This is a genomic window from Bradyrhizobium sp. CIAT3101 (assembly GCF_029714945.1).
Taxonomy (GTDB): Bacteria; Pseudomonadota; Alphaproteobacteria; order Rhizobiales; family Xanthobacteraceae; genus Bradyrhizobium.
On record NZ_CP121634.1, the window covers coordinates 6,957,443 to 6,972,675 of the forward strand.

Genomic DNA, 15,233 nt, shown 5'->3' on the forward strand with positions numbered 1-15,233 from the left:
ATCGGAGACTCCGTCGCTGTTTGCCCCATCCTTGGCACTGCGCAACGGTTGCTCCAGTCACCTGCTCGTCTCTATGGCGTCCAGCATCTCTTGATGGCTGTCGAGAAAGCCTGCGAACACATCGATGATGAATTCGGCGTCGGAGCGAGTCATTGGTGTCGAGATCGAAGCGGCAGCGCTATGCGGCAGGATGATGCCGTTTTCCGCGAAGAAACGCGAGAGCTGCTTCATTAAAGCTGCTGCGCCTGGCGCAGGATAGGCCTCACGATAGTCGCTCGGGATGTGTGCCATCGGATGGATACGAAAGAGCGAGGCGGCTCCAGTCACGTACACGGTACGCGCCGGGTTGAGATGGCCCGACCAATCCCGTCTCGGACAATGTTTCCAAGCGTCTCAAGATGTGCAAAAGCCGCATGATCTAAATGCCGCATTGCGACGAGTCCCGCTGTCATCGATAGTGGATTCCCGGAAAATGTTCCACCTTGCGGAAGCAGTGGCGGGCCGGATGAGGCGTCGAAAACCTTCATCACATCCTCGCGACCGCCAACTGCCCCAATTGGCAAACCGCCGCCGATAATCTTGCCCATTGTGATGAGGTCCGGAACAAGGCCATAGCGGGTGGAAGCCCCTCGGAAACCTTGTCTGAGATTCAGGACTTCATCGGCAATGACCAGAATGCCATGCTTACTGGCAGTTTCCTGAACTGCAGCAATAAATTCGGGCTTCGCCGCAATTAGCCCTCGACGGCTAGCACTACTTTGGGTGCGCCGGGAGACCGGCAAGGAGTAGATGGTGAAAGTCCATTGCGATGAGGGTGTAGCGAACCACATCGGCCCCGAGCCGTGCGCAGGCCTCCGCGAGGGTGTCGGCGAAGCGTCGGTAGGGGAGCATGCAGGCCAGCCGCCTCATGGCGAGGCTCGGAAGCGTTCATTCGCTCAGTCATTGATCCCGATGAAACCATGCATCATGAGCATTGGCGTCGGGAAGTTTGCCGTCATCTCGGGTATGGGTTTGTCGATCCTGACGATGCCATTGCTTGTGGGGCGGACCGGGCGACGATGTGGCCACGGGCACCATCGGACCCGAAGGGTCGATGCTATTCGACGTTCCGCTGCCCGCCATCTTCGGTAGCAATGCAAATCCGAGAGAAGTGCGAGCTACCCTCGCGTGGCTTGCGCCGAGACTCTGGATGCTTACCCTTCGCAAAAAAAACGATGCGCTTGGGGGCTCTTGCATCGGAGCTATTGGTCGATCTCCAACAAAGTCGCGCTGGAGAAGTTCGCTTTTGAGGCCTCTTCGGAAGATATGGGCATGCAGAGGCAGGCATTGCGGGCGTTACGTTCCGTGGACGAGGCAAGCAACGAAATTGCGATATTTCCCAGCATGACTTATTGCCGGCGCCCACAAGCGCGAAGGTTCTGAAGAGAGGCTCAGAATTGGCCTCTCGAAACGCCGTATGGTCCGGCCTTGGCAAGTCGAACTGCAGCTACGGGCAATTAAGAGGCGGTAACCATCCCGGGGAGATCTCAGAGGACAGATCCGATCATTCTGATTCCTCGTCAGCTTCTCGAAAGCTAAACCTCTCAGAACGTGTTTATCCAGGGGCCGGCGTTAACTGCCTAGATCTGCCAGGAGAATGGGATGGATCCGTTCAACAACGTCAACCCATTCGAGGCCTCGGACGTAGAGCGGACGCATGACGACAGGCTGCTGACGCAGCAGGCGGACGCCGGGTTTCAGCAGCACCTGAACGAGTTGCATCCGCACGAGCGCCAATCCTCCAATTCAAATAGCCTCGGCCAGCCCCATGTTGTGTCGCACAGAGATGCAGAGCAGTTGAGTATGCCGCGCGAGGATCGCGTCGGACAAAGCACCTCGTGGTCGCCATCGGATCCGCCCTCTGAACAATGGGGTAATCAGAATGTGCGTTTTGCGGCCGCGGATCACGGTCGCCAGTTGCCGGGCAGTTTCAGCCTGACAGATTGCTGGCAGGGCATGGATGCAGCTGCCGATTGGCCGACGCATAGTGTCGATCAGGAGGAGCATTCGTGGGCTGAGGCCGATGATGTGGTGTCGGAGTGGCCAACGTCCCCCGCAATTCCTTGGGAGCACAGCCTCGAGGCATCGACCCTCGGCCGACAGCCCCGGCCGGGCGATGGCAATACTTCAAGAGGAGGCCACTGGCTCCCCCTCCCGCCGGCCCCGGCGCAGTGGACCGACGGCTTGCACGGCACAGGCGCCTCCACATCTAGCTATTCTAGCAATCTGACGAACCTTGAAGACCCCGTCCTCAGGGAAGCGCAGCTTGAGCAGATCCTGGACAGTTGGGCTGGCGAACCGGGGCAGACGGAAAACGAGGACCGGCACGAGGCCGCAAGACGAATAAGAGCCTGGGCAGAAGCCGGAGACGTCTATGCACGGCTGGAGCTGCCACGCCTGGGCCTGACGACATTGCCCGCCGCCTTTCCGGCCGGACTCCAGTCTCTTGACGTGAGCGACAACGACTTGGTGCACCTGCCCGACACGCTCCCGGCCGGACTCCGGACGCTCGGCGCCAGCGGCAACCGGTTGACCAGCCTGCCCGACATCCTTCCGATCGGACTCCAGTCACTGTTAATCGGCGACAATCTGCTGACCAGACTGCCCGCAACTCTTCCGGAGAACCTTTCGACGCTTGCTGTCGTCAACTGCCGGCTGACTAGCCTGCCGGACGCACTGCCGACGGGGCTCCAGGACCTCGATGTCCGCGGCAACCTGCTGACCAGCCTGCCCAACACACTCCCAACCGGACTTCAGACACTTGCCGTTGGCGGCAACCGGCTGACCAGCCTACCCGAGAGTCTGCCGCCCGACCTCCAGGAGCTCGAAGCCGACGGCAACCGGCTGACCAGCCTGCCCAACGCCCTTCCCGCCGAGCTCCCGTTGCTCTTCGCCCGCGACAACGACTTGACCAGCCTGCCCGACACCCTCCCGCCTGAGCTTCAGAGACTCCATGTTGGCGGCAACAGGCTGACGAGCTTGCCTGAGACCCTCCCGGCCGAGCTCCAGGTGCTCGAGGTACGAGGCAACCGGCTGACCAGCCTGCCGGAGACGCTGCTGACCCAGCTGGGTTCTGGGTGCATCGTGTATGTAGAGGATAATCCGCTATCCGAGCGGGTGCGGACTAATTTGGCGGCAGCCCTGAATGCCCCGGGCTATAGCGGTCCGCGAGTGTTCTTCTCGATGAGTGAGGGAACGGCGGGCGATTCAGCGCGACCCCTGAGCCACGCGGTAGCGAACTGGATGGAGGGCGAGCCGGAGGTGATCGCTGCATGGCAGAACTTCGCCGGCGAAGCGGGCGCGTCGGAATATGCGCTTTTCCTCGACAGGCTGCGTAGCACCGTGAATAGCGGCAATCCGGAGTTTAGAAAAGCGGTAGCCGATGATCTGCGGCGAGCAGCGATCAGGCCGGGGTTGCGCCAACAGTATTTCCAGCTGGCGTTTGGGGCGAGCGAGACCTGCGAAGATCGCATCACCCTGTCCTGGAACGGCATGCAGACAGCACGCCTGAACGCTGACGTCGAGGAGGGGGCCTATGACAACCGTCTCGGCGAGCTCGTCGACCAGGCGCGGGTCCTGTTCCGCCTGGGCGCGCTCGAGCCCATCGCTCGTCAGAAAGTCGGTTCGCTCCAATTCGTCGACGAGATCGAGGTCTATCTTGCCTATCAGGTCAAGCTACGCGAGCGGCTGGACCTGCAGCTCATCGCTCCGGACATGCGGTTCTTTGATGTCTCCTACGTCACTGAGCACGACCTCACCGCGGCCGAGACCAAGGTTCGGAATGAGGAGGCGGCAGGATTCGCCGATTATCTGGCAACCCGCTGGCAACCTTGGGAGACGGTGGTGAGCCGGATCGCCCCCGAAGCCCACGCACAGATGCAGGACCGGTTGATCGGGGCGATGGACGGGGAGTTCCAGAGTCGGCTCGAGCAACGGCTCGCCGATCATGACCTGACCGGAGACAGCGATGCCGAGTTGCAGTTCGGAGCAAAGATCCGCGACGAGATCGCCTGCGAGATCAAAGGCGCGCTGATGCGCGAGGTGCTCAGGGACCACGGCCTTGAGCTGTGAAGCAGCCATCCGATTGCGATGACTGCTAACGCGTGAATTAATCTGTCGTCCGTGAACAAGGCTCTAAGCGATTGAGCGAGAGTCTATTTTTCGGATTCGAGACGGTTTGAGATTGCAGGGATTGCGGAGTAGAGGCGGCCAAACCCTGCAATTTCTTTTGTGGATTAATCGGGATAGGGGGACGTCTCGCCACCCACCGGGTCACCGGAGGCGGTCGCCCGCCCCCGATTCCCACAGAACGTGGCGTGCGGATTTCCCGCACCGACGCTCTTCGACAGTTGGTTCACAGCACTGCAAGCGCTTGCAGCTCCCGATAAGGGAGGCGCAGCTTAGGCTTCAGCAACGGTGTCCGTTCTTTGATTTGGTTGAAGGCGTCCTAAGTGAGGCGTCGGCCTGCCCAGCTGCGGCTGCGCAGCATTCCGCGCCAGTAACGCCTCCACGGCCCGATAGACTTTTACGAGGCTCCGGAGATTTCCGGCGACGCCGTAATAGCCATAGTGGCCGCGCAGGACGAGGTTGATTTCATCCGCCTGGTCACTGATCCTGTAATGCCGTATACGCATCGCGTCGCCATCGCCAACAGCAGGCTGATCTCGCTTGTCGAAGGCAAGGTGAGCTTTTCCTGGAAGGACTATCGCCAGGAGGGCAAGACCAAGCTGATGACGCTCGATGCCGATGAGTTCATTCGTCGCTTTCTCCTGCACACTCTGCCGGACGGCTTCCACCGCATCCGCCACTACGGCTTTCTCGCCAATGGCGGACGCAACGATAAGATCGCCCTCTGTCGTCAACTCCTTGCTGTCCGCAACGCGCCAACTGATCAAGAAGCCACCACCGATCCCCTCGCCACATGCGAGATCCCAGCCTGCTCACATTGCGGCGGCACCATGCGGCGCGTCGATGTCGTCCCGCGAGCCTGCGCGCGCAACCAACCGTTTCGTTGCGATACCTCATGACCAACACCTGCACCATCCACCCCTTCCGTGGTCAGCTTCTCGGCGGTGACGTCCGATGTCGCCGTGCCCGCGCTCGTCACCGAACATCCCGTCAATCGTTCGGCCGCGCATCCCAGCGCAGAAAATCCCTCGCCGCGCCGCGCCATCGGCCCAATCAATGCAGCCACTTACATCAGCTGAATGTCCCGCCGACGCGCGGCGACCACAGGCGCGTCTTCTCCACAGCCGCACCAGCTGCACTATTCTCATAGCGCCTACAACTCCGCAGCTTCGTTCAATCCGGCTTCTATGAGGTCGCCACTAGCGGCACAGCACGCGGTTGGCTTTCCCTGCGACCTCACAGAACCCTCAAGATTCCCTTTCGCCGTGGACCATGATTCTGTGGTGCATCGGAGGGGACGATGCGGCCGAAGAAGCACAAGACGTCGGGATCGAATGATCTGTTCCGGGCGCGGCTGGACCAGATCATCAACATGAAGCACGAGCTGGTTCAGCTCGCGGGCAAGATCGATTGGGACTGGATCGACGGCGAGGTCGCGCCGCTCTACAGCGAGAATGGCCGGCCCGGGATCGAGACCCGCTTCATGATCGGGCTGCTGTTGCTCAAGCACATTTACGGGCTGTCCGATGAGGGCATTTGTGAGCGCTGGGTCCACGATCCGCATTTCCAGTTCTTCACCGGCGAAGAGTTCTTCCGTAAGCGCTTAGCCGGGACCCTTATTGGGGCTGGCTTGACGATTTGCGGAATCGCCACGGCATGAGGTCTTCAATCCTGCTATGAGGATGGCCGTCGATGATCGCCTCGAGTGTTTCGGCGATGTAGGCAGCCGGGTTGACGTCGTTGAGCTTGCAGGTGGCGACGATCGACGCGAGCAAGGCCCAGTTTTCTGCCCCGATTTCGTGACCGGCGAAGAGCGCATTTTTCCTGGTCAGGCAAACTGGCCGGATGGCGTTCTCGACCGGGTTGGTGTCGAGCTCGAGGCGCCCGTCTTCGAGGAAGCGGGTCAGCCCCTGCCAATGATTGAGCGCATAGCGGATGTCTTCGGCCAGTGTCGAGCCGCTGGAGATCATGGACAGCTGCTTCTCGAACCACATTTTTAAAGCGGCGACGAGCCAACGAATGCTCCTTTCGCGCGGCGAGCCGGACGTCTGGCGATGAGCCGCGTACCAAGGCTTCGATGGCGTAAAGCTGTGCGATGTGCCGAACGGCGGCCTCGGCGATCGGCGATTTGCTGTTACGGGCCAATTTGACGAAGCGCCGGCGCAAATGACTCCAGCAATGCACAAGCGTCCAAGGTCCTTGCAGTCGAGCGACTTCGGTCAGCCGGTCATAACCATCGTAGGCATCGCATTGCAGGAAGCGTCCGCAAAAGCCATCCAGGAACTGCTCCGCAAAGGCACCGCTGCGACCAGGGGCGTATCGGAACAGCACGATCGGCGGACTTGGGCCGCTGTGGCCGCGGTCGTCTGAGGCGATCGCCCAGAAGTAGCCTTTCTTCGTTTGGCCGCGCCCGGGATCGAGTACCGGCGCCGTGGTTTCGTCCATGAACAGACGATCCGCCATGGCCAGGTGGCGGCGCATGTGGTCCGCGAGGGGTTGAAGGTGGAAGCAGGCGCGACCGGACCAGTTGCCCAGTGTCGCCCGATCAAGCCGGATGCCCTGGCGCGCATAGATCTCGGACTGGCGGTAAAACGGCGTATGGTCACCAAACTTGGAGACGATCACGTGCGCAATGGCCGCTTCGGTCGGCAACCCGCTGGGTACGACGTGCTCCGGCGCGTGCGCCTGCACGACAGGGCCGGAGCAGCGGCGGCAGATGTATTTCGGGCGGCGTGTGACCAGCACGCGCCACTGTGCCGGGATCACGTCAAGGCGCTTGCTGACGTCCTCGCCAATCTTCGTCATGGCGCCGCAACCGCACGGGCAGAGCGTGCTCGCAGGCTCGATGATCCGCTCCACCCGCGGCAAATGGGCAGGCAAGCAGCCGCGATTGCGGTGAGAGCCTTGATCGGTCACGCTCCGCGATCGGCCCTGGATGACCTTCTCGGCTCTCTCCTGCGCGGCATCCAGGATGCCTTGCGCAATCTCCACGTCTTCGAGCGGCAAATGATACTGATCTGGTCGCAGCTTCTCGGACTTCGCGCCGAACCTGTCGCGTCGTAATTCGCCGAGAATGACCTCCAACGCCGCCAGCGCCCCCTGATGCTCGCTCAAGGCCGCCTGCGTTTGCGCTAAAAGCGCCTTCAGGCGTTCGTTTTCGTCGCGCAGCGCCGCGATGCTCATGCGCTATTTCGAGCACATCGCCGCCGCGCGTGCCACGTTCAAAGTAGCTTCCGAGTCATTCTGCCGCAGTTATCCAGCCGCCTGAGGACGCCGCGCTTCTTCCGGGCGGACCAACCTCCAATCCAGCCCGTCGAACAGGGCCGCGAACATCGCCGGCGATATGCGCATCACGCCGTCTGCGATCGTTGGCCAAACGAACTTGCAACCTTCGAGGCGTTTGTGAACCAACACCAGGCCCGTTCGATCCCAGACCAAAATCTTGATCCGGTCAGCTCGTTTCGATCGGAACACGAAGGCCGCGCCGCTGAACGGATCGAGACGCAGCATCTCCTGCACCTTCGTCGCAAGCCCATCATGGCCACAGCGGAAGTCGATCGGCCGTGTTGCAATGTAAATCTTCAGATCCGCACCAGCCGCGATCATCGTGACGCTCGCACCGCGCGGATCACCCGGGACAGCTGCTCGGCATCAATGGCCATATCCGTCCGCAGCACGACATCGCCGATCGCGATCTCAAGCTTGATCGCCGGAATCTGACGCTCCTCCAACGCACCTTCCACGACCAGCGGCGCGAATGTCGGCTGCGACGCCTCGCACGGCGGCTACATGCCTCGCTGTCGAAACCGCCGTCGCCAATCGTAGATCTGCCAGCGCGTCGCTCCGTGCTTGCGCGCCACCTCGGACACCTGGGCACCGGGTAACAGACTCTCGGCGACGATCCGAGCTCTCTCAGCTTCCGAACGTACGCGACGCCCCGATGGTCCTTCAAGAACCTCCAGACGGCTCACCGACCCCGTCGGTGAGCCGTCCAAATGGACGTCCTTTTTGCTGTCCAATCCCATCCCAAACCTCCGTCCAAGCCGGAGGCTTCTTTCGCACAGCTATACGGATCCCGAAGCAAGGGTTCCGGCTAAGCGCTTACGTTCTTCCAGCACGCCTTCCCGCACGAGCGAAGCGACCTGAGCCATTGGCGCAAGCGGCTCGGCGACAAGCTGGAGCTGCTGCTGGCCGAGAGCCTGCGGGTGGCGCACGAGGCCGTTGCATTGCGCAGCCAGGACCTCAAGCGCGTCACGGTCGACACCACGGTTGCAGCTGAAGGCCATCACCTTTCCGACCGACGCCAAACTGTTGCACGCGGCCATCAAGGGGCTCAATCGCCTGGCGAGGAGGCATGGGGTCAGGCTGCGGCAATCCTATGCGCGTGTGGCCAAGGCCGCCGCGATGATGGCAGGCCGATACGCCCACGCCAAACAGTTCAGGCGGCATCAGCGGCAGTTGCGTATCCTGCGCAGCCGGCTGGGCCGGATCATTCGCGACATCCGCCGCAAGATTGAGGTTCAGTTGGCACTGGAGGAGGCGTTCGCCCTTCCGCTCGGCCGGGCCGCGCAGATCCGCTCGCAGCAGCAGCGCCAGCGCGGCTGGAAGCTCTAATCCTTTCATGCCCCGGAGGTGGAGTGCATCGGCAAGGGCAAGGCTGCCTCCCCTTACGAGTTCGGCGTGAAGGCCTCCATCGTCACCAACAACCGCCGGGCTCCCGGCGGCCTGTTCGTGCTGCACGCCAGCTCGCTGCCCGATAATCCCTACGACGGTCATACCTTGCGGGACGTCATCGACCGCACCGAGACACTTACCGGCTGTCCGATCGAGCGGGCCTATGTCGACAAGGGATACCGCGGTCACGACGCGCAAAATCCCCGGCGCGCCTTCATCTCCGGCCAGAAGCGCGGCGTCTTCGGTATCATCAAGCGCGAGCTGCGCCGCCGCTCCGCCATCGAGCCCATCATCGGACACCTGAAGGCCGAAGGTCACCTCGGACGCTGCCACCTCAAAGGCCGTGCCGGCGATGCCGCCAACGTCATCCTCTCAGCCGTCGGCCACAACTTCCGCCGCATCCTCGCCTGGCTCAGAGAATTCTTGGCCCTGTTCCTGCGGCTGCTATGGCGAACGCTCGCCTGTCCAGACCAGCTCAATCCGGCTTCTTAACATGGCGTAATCGCGGCCGACGACTTCTTGAGGACACGAGAGTCGGTAGGATGGATGGCCTCAGCAGACTATCGAAAAGGGAGCAGCACTATGAAGCAGTACGTTGGTCTGGACATCTCTATGGAAGAAACCAGCATTTGCGTTTTGGACCAGAGCGGCGATGTGACATTCGAAGGTTGCGTGTCCACCAAGCCGGAGGCGATCGCTCAACTCTTGCGACGTCATGCCGGCAATGCTGAGCGGATCGTGTTTGAAACGGGCGCGCTATCGAATTGGCTATGGCACCAACTCAGAGCGCTGGGCTTTCCGGTGATTTGCCTTGATGCACGTCATGCCAACGCAGCGTTATCGATGCGTATCAACAAGTCGGACCAGAACGATGCCAAGGGGCTAGCCGAAATGGCGCGCATCGGGTGGTACAGGGAAGTTGCCGTGAAGGGGGCGGAGAGCAGGAAAACCCGTTCGATGCTGGCGGCTCGAACCAAGCTGCTGAATTTGCGGCGAGATATAGACAACCAAATGCGCGGTCTGTGCAAGGGGTTGGGAAAATTGCTTGGCAAGGCCGGCTCGACCAGCCTGGCTCGCAAAGTCGATGCCGTGCTTGCTGATGCGCCGGATTTACAAGATATTTTCGCACCGCTGCTCCTTGTCCAGTCCTGTTTGACTGAGCAAATTGAGAAGCTCGATCGACAACTCCTGGCCGTGGCAAAAGGCGACCAAACTGTTCGGCGAATGCTGACCGTTCCTGGTTCGGGCCCCTGACTGCCCTGTCCTTCGTCGTTACCATCGACGACCCCACTCGCTTCAGGCATTCCGCCGACGTGGGCGCCTATCTAGGCCTGACACCAAGACGCCATCAATCCACTGAGATGGATCGCACTGGCCGCATCTCCAAGCGCGGCAACCACCAGGTGCGAACTTATTTGTTCGAGGCCGCGAACGTCCTGCTGACCGTTGTCAGGCGAGGTTCTGCGCTCAAGCGCTGGGGCAGCAAGCTGGCCAAACGTATCGGCACCAAAAAGGCCAAGGTTGCCGTTGCTCGCAAATTGGCTGTCCTCCTCCATGCTATCTGGACCGATGGCACCGAATTCCAAGCGGAGATGCGCACCGCATAAACCAGTCTTAAACCACCCGGATCCGCTTCGGCGGAGCAAGAGTCCCTGCCGGGACGAAGGTGTCGGCAATCTCGAAGTCGCCCCTGCGGGCCTTACGCACCGCGCTCTTCACATCGGGATGCCACGCCTCTGAACGCCATCATGCGGCGCTCCTGCATAGAGAGATGACCGCGGAAAGAACCATGAACCCGGCAGCGGATCACTTTTGTCTATCGGGGTTGGCATGATCTTTCCGGAAAACCCCCCCTCTTTTCCGGACCCACTCTTTAACGGTCCATGCGCGATAGCGTTAGCCGCCTCAGCGTTCGCGCCGAGCGCTGCCGCCAACCTGATTTTGTCATGCGGGATCTTTCCCCGGTCCGCATTGGCTTGGCTTGGCTATACAACGCTTTTGCCTCACCTGTGTCTCCAGTTGGCGAGGCTAAAGCGCGCTTAGATTCGCTCGGCATCGCGCAGGTTGTTGTTTTAGCATGACCTTTTCGGAAAACCGCTTAGACGAGACGGCGCCGACGTTTGATGCCGATCGGAAGCGCAATGGGTCATCGATCTTCAAGGCTATCAACCACGCCGACACCAGGAACGGTCCTTGTCGACGTGTCGTCTCATCCGACTTCGCCAACTGGCGGACTTCGTTGTCGAACTTGCTTTGTTGGTTGCAAATATCGACAGAAGCGGCTCGATCAAACCGAGAAGCGGATGATCTTCGCCCAACAGCTCGCGGACCAGTTTGCGAGACTGCAGTCCTATCGTGCGTGCGAACAGTAAGGCGTATTCTTTGATGAGGCTTTCGGACATCGTATTCTCAGGTGCGGACGGAACCCGGAATAGGCCTAAAGTGCGGCTTGCAACGAGCAAGCCCCTAGCCTTGAGTCACCACGCGCTACGTTTGTTCTCATTTTTTGCGGGATTCTCATGCAAACACCGCTTTGCCCTGATGTCGCAGACTTGGCGCCCACAGATGCGGCGTTGACGCCCTATGACGAGCAGCATCTGGTGACGTATTGGCGACTCCTCGACGCCGAGGCCGATGGCGCCGACTGGAAAGAAGTTTCGCGGAGCGTGCTGCATCTTGACCCCGAGCGCGAACCCGAGCGCGCCCGCAATGCATTCGACAGCCATTTGGCGCGCGCAAAATGGATGGTTGAGCGCGGTTACCGCCACTTGCTCCGCTCTGATGGGCCCAAATAGCAGAAATGTCTCGTCTGGGCTGCACCCTTAGAAAAGATCTCTCCCAGTGATCGGGTGATCGCCTGGTTGCATCACCGGTGATGCACAATTAGGGACTTCCGCAACAACCCAAGGCTTTATAGACACTGCGCCGCAATTTTTCTTTGGGGAGATCAAGCAGTGTCGAAATTCGACCGGCGCTCACCGGAGTCCTATCAGAGCGTTACAGCAGGCGAGACGTCGGATTTCGCTTGGGAAAGCCTCCGTCACAATCCCGAATATCAGGCTGACTACCGAGACACGCTCTCAAAACACGGGCAAGTGACGCCTCAATTCCGGAGGAGATGGGGCCTCTGCTTTCGCTCATGACCCGCAGAGGTCTTTTCACGAGCATGCCATCTTCTGGGCGCCCGAGGCTACGTGGTATCGCTCGTTGAAAGCGTTTCCGATCCACATGGCGTTGCCGCTAGGATTGAGCTTGCCGATCTTGCATCGGACAGTATCCGACAGGCAGCTGATGGTTGGCATGCTGTAGTGCGCATTCAATAAACGCGACATCAAGCAGGCCCCACGTTTAGGTACCCTTTATGCAATCGAACAGCCGATCCACGACGCGGACTTCGAGATCCGCGCCCACGCCTCGCTTCGATTGTGGCGCGCGATCAATGGTCGTCCGCCAGGGCCTCCGATTGCTCTCCTATCGGCACAGCGGCGTAAGCGATTGGCTCTGAGCTTGCGCGCCCTCGATGGGCACATGGACGGCGCCTCCTACCGTGACATCGCCGAGGTACTGTTCGGTCCAAGGCGCATCTCTGAGCAGGCCTGGAAAACCCATCCGCTGCGTAGCCGAATTATCCGCCTGCTTAAGGTCGGTTTAGCACTCATGCGCGGTGGCGTCACGCCGGCGGGTTTATTTCGCTCGGGTATGAAAACGTCTCCTCTGACGCCACGCCACAATTAGGCTGCTGAACGCAGGCCGAGGTCGTCCCTTCGGATGCTCGATGGCGGCGCTGCGGCTGTTCCCTGAATTGGCGGATTCAAGTGTGCCAGGGCCAGTTATGGGAGCGGCGCGGTGTTTCTCCACTTTCACGTTGGTCTGCGGATGACAGCGGAAGCTCCGGCTCGAGCAGCTTCTGAAATAAAGAGGGTGTGCTGAGCCGCGCGATGTTGCCTCAACATCACGCAGTCATGCCATTACGAATGGCCTTCGGGCAACGCATCTTGAGCAGCCTTCGCTGCCGTGAGCGCCTCGGTCAGCTGCGCTGCGATTGAATTTCCGATCCGCAAATTGTCCTCTCTCTTGGATGCGGCCAGACGTTGCGCTTGCAGAAGTATCGAAGGGCCAAAAGCCAACGAGGAGTTCTCTTGAGCTTGCTGGTCAGTACTGTTTAGCTCGGCATCGCTAGTGGAGATGTCAAATGATCCCCCTGTCTTATCTTCCAGGAAATCCCAGCAGCTTCGAAATAGCTGACGATAGCTTTCGGTGACTTCCGGGCCCTTGTCTACTACGCCAGCTTGTTCTGCAAACCGAAGATCCTGCTCATAGCCGAGCTCTATGAAAAGCTGCGTGCCAACCAGATCTGTCACGACCTGCATCTCTTCGAGGCTCAATTCGGTTTGCCAGGCCTGGACCGAGTGATCGTCAATGGTCTTTTTCTCGAGGATCTTTCGATCGCCAAACGTGCTAGACCGAAGATAGTCCGTTTGCTCCAATGGCGCCGATGACATGTCCATGGGTGCGTGTCCAAGGCCAGCAATCACGCGCCGGATTTCCTCGTTAGGATGGGTCACAAGAATTTCGTATTGTACCAGTTGTGTGTGGAGCCTACTACGGTACGCTGCAAGCGCGGGCAGACCCAGAACAAGGTCGGCGAGCGAAGATGCGATCGCGGGTGTAGGCCGACCGAGCACGATGTCGGCCACACACGATGCGATCGCGGGTGGGGAACCTGCCGCCAGAAGCGGAACGCCCCACGTCGATTTCAGTGATGCGGCAATGGCGTATGGATTGCGCATCAGAACGATCCGCGGCGCCTCCGGATAGAGCAAGTCCAAAAAATCGAGCACCGTCCAATACCGCGGAGTCTTGTCTATCAGGGTGCGCTTGCCGGCAGCTGCCAAATACTGCCCGTAGGCTGCATCCGCAAAAGCGCGCGTGACGCCCGTTCGATCTATTCGGCCCAAGAATTCGGAGGTTGCGGCCTGGACCATTGAGGTCCCGGCGGGGTGACGGTGGTCGACCCGACCAAAAGCCTCAAGTGCCAACATCAGCCAGGGCTCAGGCGGAGCCGCAATATCCGGGTGCGACTGAAGCAAATGCGCGAGCAGCGTTGTCCCCGAGCGGGGAAGCCCCAGAAGAAAGCATACCGCAGGCAAATGGTTTACATCTTGATTCATCATTCAACGTATCCCCTTGAACGGACCGAGCGGCCGTTGTGATCCTTCATATGGCCGAAATAAACAACACTGGTGACGTGCTTCAGTTGTATCGGGCCTTCCATCAGAGATGTTTCTCGTCTGTAACGATGACGTCATCCAGCGACAAAATCCGACGACTGTCCTTGCGCTTCGGCCTTTGCACTCCATGCCTCGCAACGGCAAATTTCAAATGGCTCAAACGCGGGCGTCCCACGCATACCAAATGCCGGTTATCCACTGTTGTTGCTGGGCGATTTGCATCGCTTTTGTCTCCCATTTGAACCGATCGTTCGAATGAGCCCCTGCATGCTCCGCACGATTCACTGCCATGAATTCGATTTTGTCAGACCGCAGCGATCGGCCGCGACCAATTCCTTGTGGAGCCATAGCTGCCCAAGGCTCGCTCAGTCGCAAGCAGCTAAGCGATATCGAGATGGAGATCTGTGGGAAAGCTATACCATAGTTTATCCGAAATAGCTGCTGACGCGACCCAGAGGAAAGCTGTCGTGGACCTTGCACGATCGACCTCTCGTCATAGTTCCGAAGAAGGCGACTGCAATGAGTCTGCGCCTCGGCTAGGGACCGGCATCTACCGTCAGCGCGTGACGCTTGCCTCGGGGCGTTTCGCGATGATCGACGATGGGCTCGGTTTTGAGCTGGTACCTTGGCGGCCGGCTTTGGAGAAGCATCTCGGAAAGCAGGTATCTGGCATTATGTTGCCTGGCAGTAGAGTCGATTGGAATGTCGGCCGTAAGCGAGGATTGGGAATATAGCCTGAAGAGGCGGGCTCAATGGTCTCAGGAAGGAGCAATGCTCGATCGACAGATCATGGCCCCGTCTGCTCCCTTGCTGGTATGCCTTTCAGGCCAAGTCGCGGCTCCAGAAGAGATCGATGACACAAGCCGCGCTGTGACGCCTGACGCAGAAAAATGGCCGACAGAACTTCGTCAGAAGTCGCTTTTCGGACCGTGCTTTAATCAATCCCCGAACTGTCGGCGGTGCAGCTCTTAAGTCACCCCAACGGGTTCAACGAAAGCGCGCAAGCGAGAGGGGGGAAGGCCGACGCCATCCCTAAAGAGCGTCACTTATTCATCCGCTGTATGTCGAGCGTGAAGCGTGCGTTGTGACCGACATCAGACGCGGACTTATCTCAAAGATCATCGATCTTGTTGCGAAGGCGACATCACTAACGAGCAACTG

General features: G+C 59.9%; 12 protein-coding genes and 5 pseudogenes. 10 read left to right on the forward strand and 7 right to left on the reverse strand.

The window, feature by feature from the left end; translation table 11 throughout:
* Window positions 1–57: 57 nt before the first annotated feature.
* Window positions 58–333 carry a hypothetical protein gene (locus tag QA645_RS32425; protein ID WP_283045339.1) on the reverse strand — a complete coding sequence of 92 codons (276 nt, stop codon included), beginning with the start codon at window positions 331–333 and terminating at the stop codon, window positions 58–60.
* Window positions 324–830: an aminotransferase class III-fold pyridoxal phosphate-dependent enzyme gene (locus tag QA645_RS32430; RefSeq protein ID WP_283045340.1), complete on the reverse strand. Its 507-nt coding sequence runs from the start codon at window positions 828–830 to the stop codon at window positions 324–326. Before QA645_RS32430 ends, QA645_RS32425 begins: the two co-directional genes overlap by 10 nt.
* 811 nt (window positions 831–1,641) lie before the next feature.
* Here QA645_RS32430 and QA645_RS32435 point away from each other — a divergent pair.
* The 3 genes and pseudogenes from QA645_RS32435 to QA645_RS32445 all read left to right on the forward strand — a co-directional run.
* Window positions 1,642–4,110 carry an NEL-type E3 ubiquitin ligase domain-containing protein gene (locus tag QA645_RS32435; protein WP_283045341.1) on the forward strand — a complete coding sequence of 823 codons (2,469 nt, stop codon included), beginning with the start codon at window positions 1,642–1,644 and terminating at the stop codon, window positions 4,108–4,110.
* Window positions 4,111–4,664: 554 nt separating this feature from the next.
* Window positions 4,665–5,066, forward strand: a pseudogene (locus QA645_RS32440) (transposase); the annotation flags it as partial.
* Between the two features lie 401 nt (window positions 5,067–5,467).
* Window positions 5,468–5,761 (forward strand): annotated as a pseudogene (locus tag QA645_RS32445) (transposase); the annotation flags it as partial.
* Between the two features lie 22 nt (window positions 5,762–5,783).
* On the opposite strand, the pseudogene QA645_RS32460 reads toward QA645_RS32445, so the two are convergent.
* From QA645_RS32460 to QA645_RS32475, 4 genes and pseudogenes are all read right to left on the reverse strand, one after another.
* Window positions 5,784–7,350: pseudogene (locus tag QA645_RS32460) on the reverse strand (IS66 family transposase).
* A gap of 69 nt (window positions 7,351–7,419) precedes the next feature.
* The gene (gene tnpB / locus QA645_RS32465; RefSeq protein ID WP_283045342.1) at window positions 7,420–7,773 is read right to left on the reverse strand and encodes an IS66 family insertion sequence element accessory protein TnpB; all 354 of its coding nucleotides are present in this window, start codon (window positions 7,771–7,773) and stop codon (window positions 7,420–7,422) included.
* On the reverse strand, window positions 7,770–7,898 hold the full coding sequence (locus tag QA645_RS32470) for a hypothetical protein (protein WP_283045343.1): 129 nt from the start codon (window positions 7,896–7,898) through the stop codon (window positions 7,770–7,772). Before QA645_RS32470 ends, tnpB begins: the two co-directional genes overlap by 4 nt.
* A 54-nt stretch (window positions 7,899–7,952) precedes the next feature.
* Entirely contained in the window at window positions 7,953–8,192 is a 240-nt protein-coding gene (locus QA645_RS32475; RefSeq protein WP_283045344.1) for a transposase, read from the reverse strand.
* Window positions 8,193–8,273: 81 nt separating this feature from the next.
* On the opposite strand from QA645_RS32475, the pseudogene QA645_RS32480 reads away from it, so the two are divergent.
* The 6 genes and pseudogenes from QA645_RS32480 to QA645_RS32500 all read left to right on the forward strand — a co-directional run.
* Window positions 8,274–9,333: pseudogene (locus tag QA645_RS32480) on the forward strand (IS5 family transposase); the annotation flags it as partial.
* 90 nt (window positions 9,334–9,423) lie between these two features.
* Window positions 9,424–10,095, forward strand: coding sequence for a transposase (locus tag QA645_RS32485; RefSeq protein ID WP_349253142.1), 672 nt, complete (start codon window positions 9,424–9,426; stop codon window positions 10,093–10,095).
* 23 nt (window positions 10,096–10,118) lie between these two features.
* Window positions 10,119–10,448, forward strand: coding sequence for a transposase (locus tag QA645_RS43385; RefSeq protein WP_349253195.1), 330 nt, complete (start codon window positions 10,119–10,121; stop codon window positions 10,446–10,448).
* A 912-nt stretch (window positions 10,449–11,360) separates the two neighbouring features.
* Complete coding sequence (locus QA645_RS32490) at window positions 11,361–11,636, forward strand: DUF2285 domain-containing protein (protein ID WP_283045345.1); 276 nt, start codon at window positions 11,361–11,363, stop codon at window positions 11,634–11,636.
* Between the two features lie 159 nt (window positions 11,637–11,795).
* Complete coding sequence (locus QA645_RS32495; RefSeq protein ID WP_283045346.1) at window positions 11,796–11,984, forward strand: DUF6499 domain-containing protein; 189 nt, start codon at window positions 11,796–11,798, stop codon at window positions 11,982–11,984.
* 280 nt (window positions 11,985–12,264) lie between these two features.
* The gene (locus QA645_RS32500; protein ID WP_283045347.1) at window positions 12,265–12,576 is read left to right on the forward strand and encodes a DUF2285 domain-containing protein; all 312 of its coding nucleotides are present in this window, start codon (window positions 12,265–12,267) and stop codon (window positions 12,574–12,576) included.
* Window positions 12,577–12,809: 233 nt separating this feature from the next.
* Here the strand turns inward: QA645_RS32500 and QA645_RS32505 are convergent, their stop codons facing one another.
* Entirely contained in the window at window positions 12,810–14,015 is a 1,206-nt protein-coding gene (locus tag QA645_RS32505) for a sulfotransferase (RefSeq protein ID WP_283045348.1), read from the reverse strand.
* A 602-nt stretch (window positions 14,016–14,617) separates the two neighbouring features.
* Here QA645_RS32505 and QA645_RS32510 point away from each other — a divergent pair.
* A pseudogene (locus QA645_RS32510) lies at window positions 14,618–14,806 on the forward strand (DUF3363 domain-containing protein); the annotation flags it as partial.
* Between the last annotated feature and the right edge of the window lie 427 nt (window positions 14,807–15,233).

Excerpts from the sequence above, each read along its gene's own strand:
- QA645_RS32430 (WP_283045340.1), bottom strand. The coding sequence starts at position 830 with ATGTGGTTCGCTACACCCTCATCGCAATGGACTTTCACCATCTACTCC.
- QA645_RS32435 (WP_283045341.1), top strand. The coding sequence starts at position 1,642 with ATGGATCCGTTCAACAACGTCAACCCATTCGAGGCCTCGGACGTAGAG.
- tnpB (WP_283045342.1), bottom strand. The coding sequence starts at position 7,773 with ATGATCGCGGCTGGTGCGGATCTGAAGATTTACATTGCAACACGGCCG.
- QA645_RS32475 (WP_283045344.1), bottom strand. The coding sequence starts at position 8,192 with ATGGGATTGGACAGCAAAAAGGACGTCCATTTGGACGGCTCACCGACG.
- QA645_RS32485 (WP_349253142.1), top strand. The coding sequence starts at position 9,424 with ATGAAGCAGTACGTTGGTCTGGACATCTCTATGGAAGAAACCAGCATT.
- QA645_RS32490 (WP_283045345.1), top strand. The coding sequence starts at position 11,361 with ATGCAAACACCGCTTTGCCCTGATGTCGCAGACTTGGCGCCCACAGAT.
- QA645_RS32505 (WP_283045348.1), bottom strand. The coding sequence starts at position 14,015 with ATGATGAATCAAGATGTAAACCATTTGCCTGCGGTATGCTTTCTTCTG.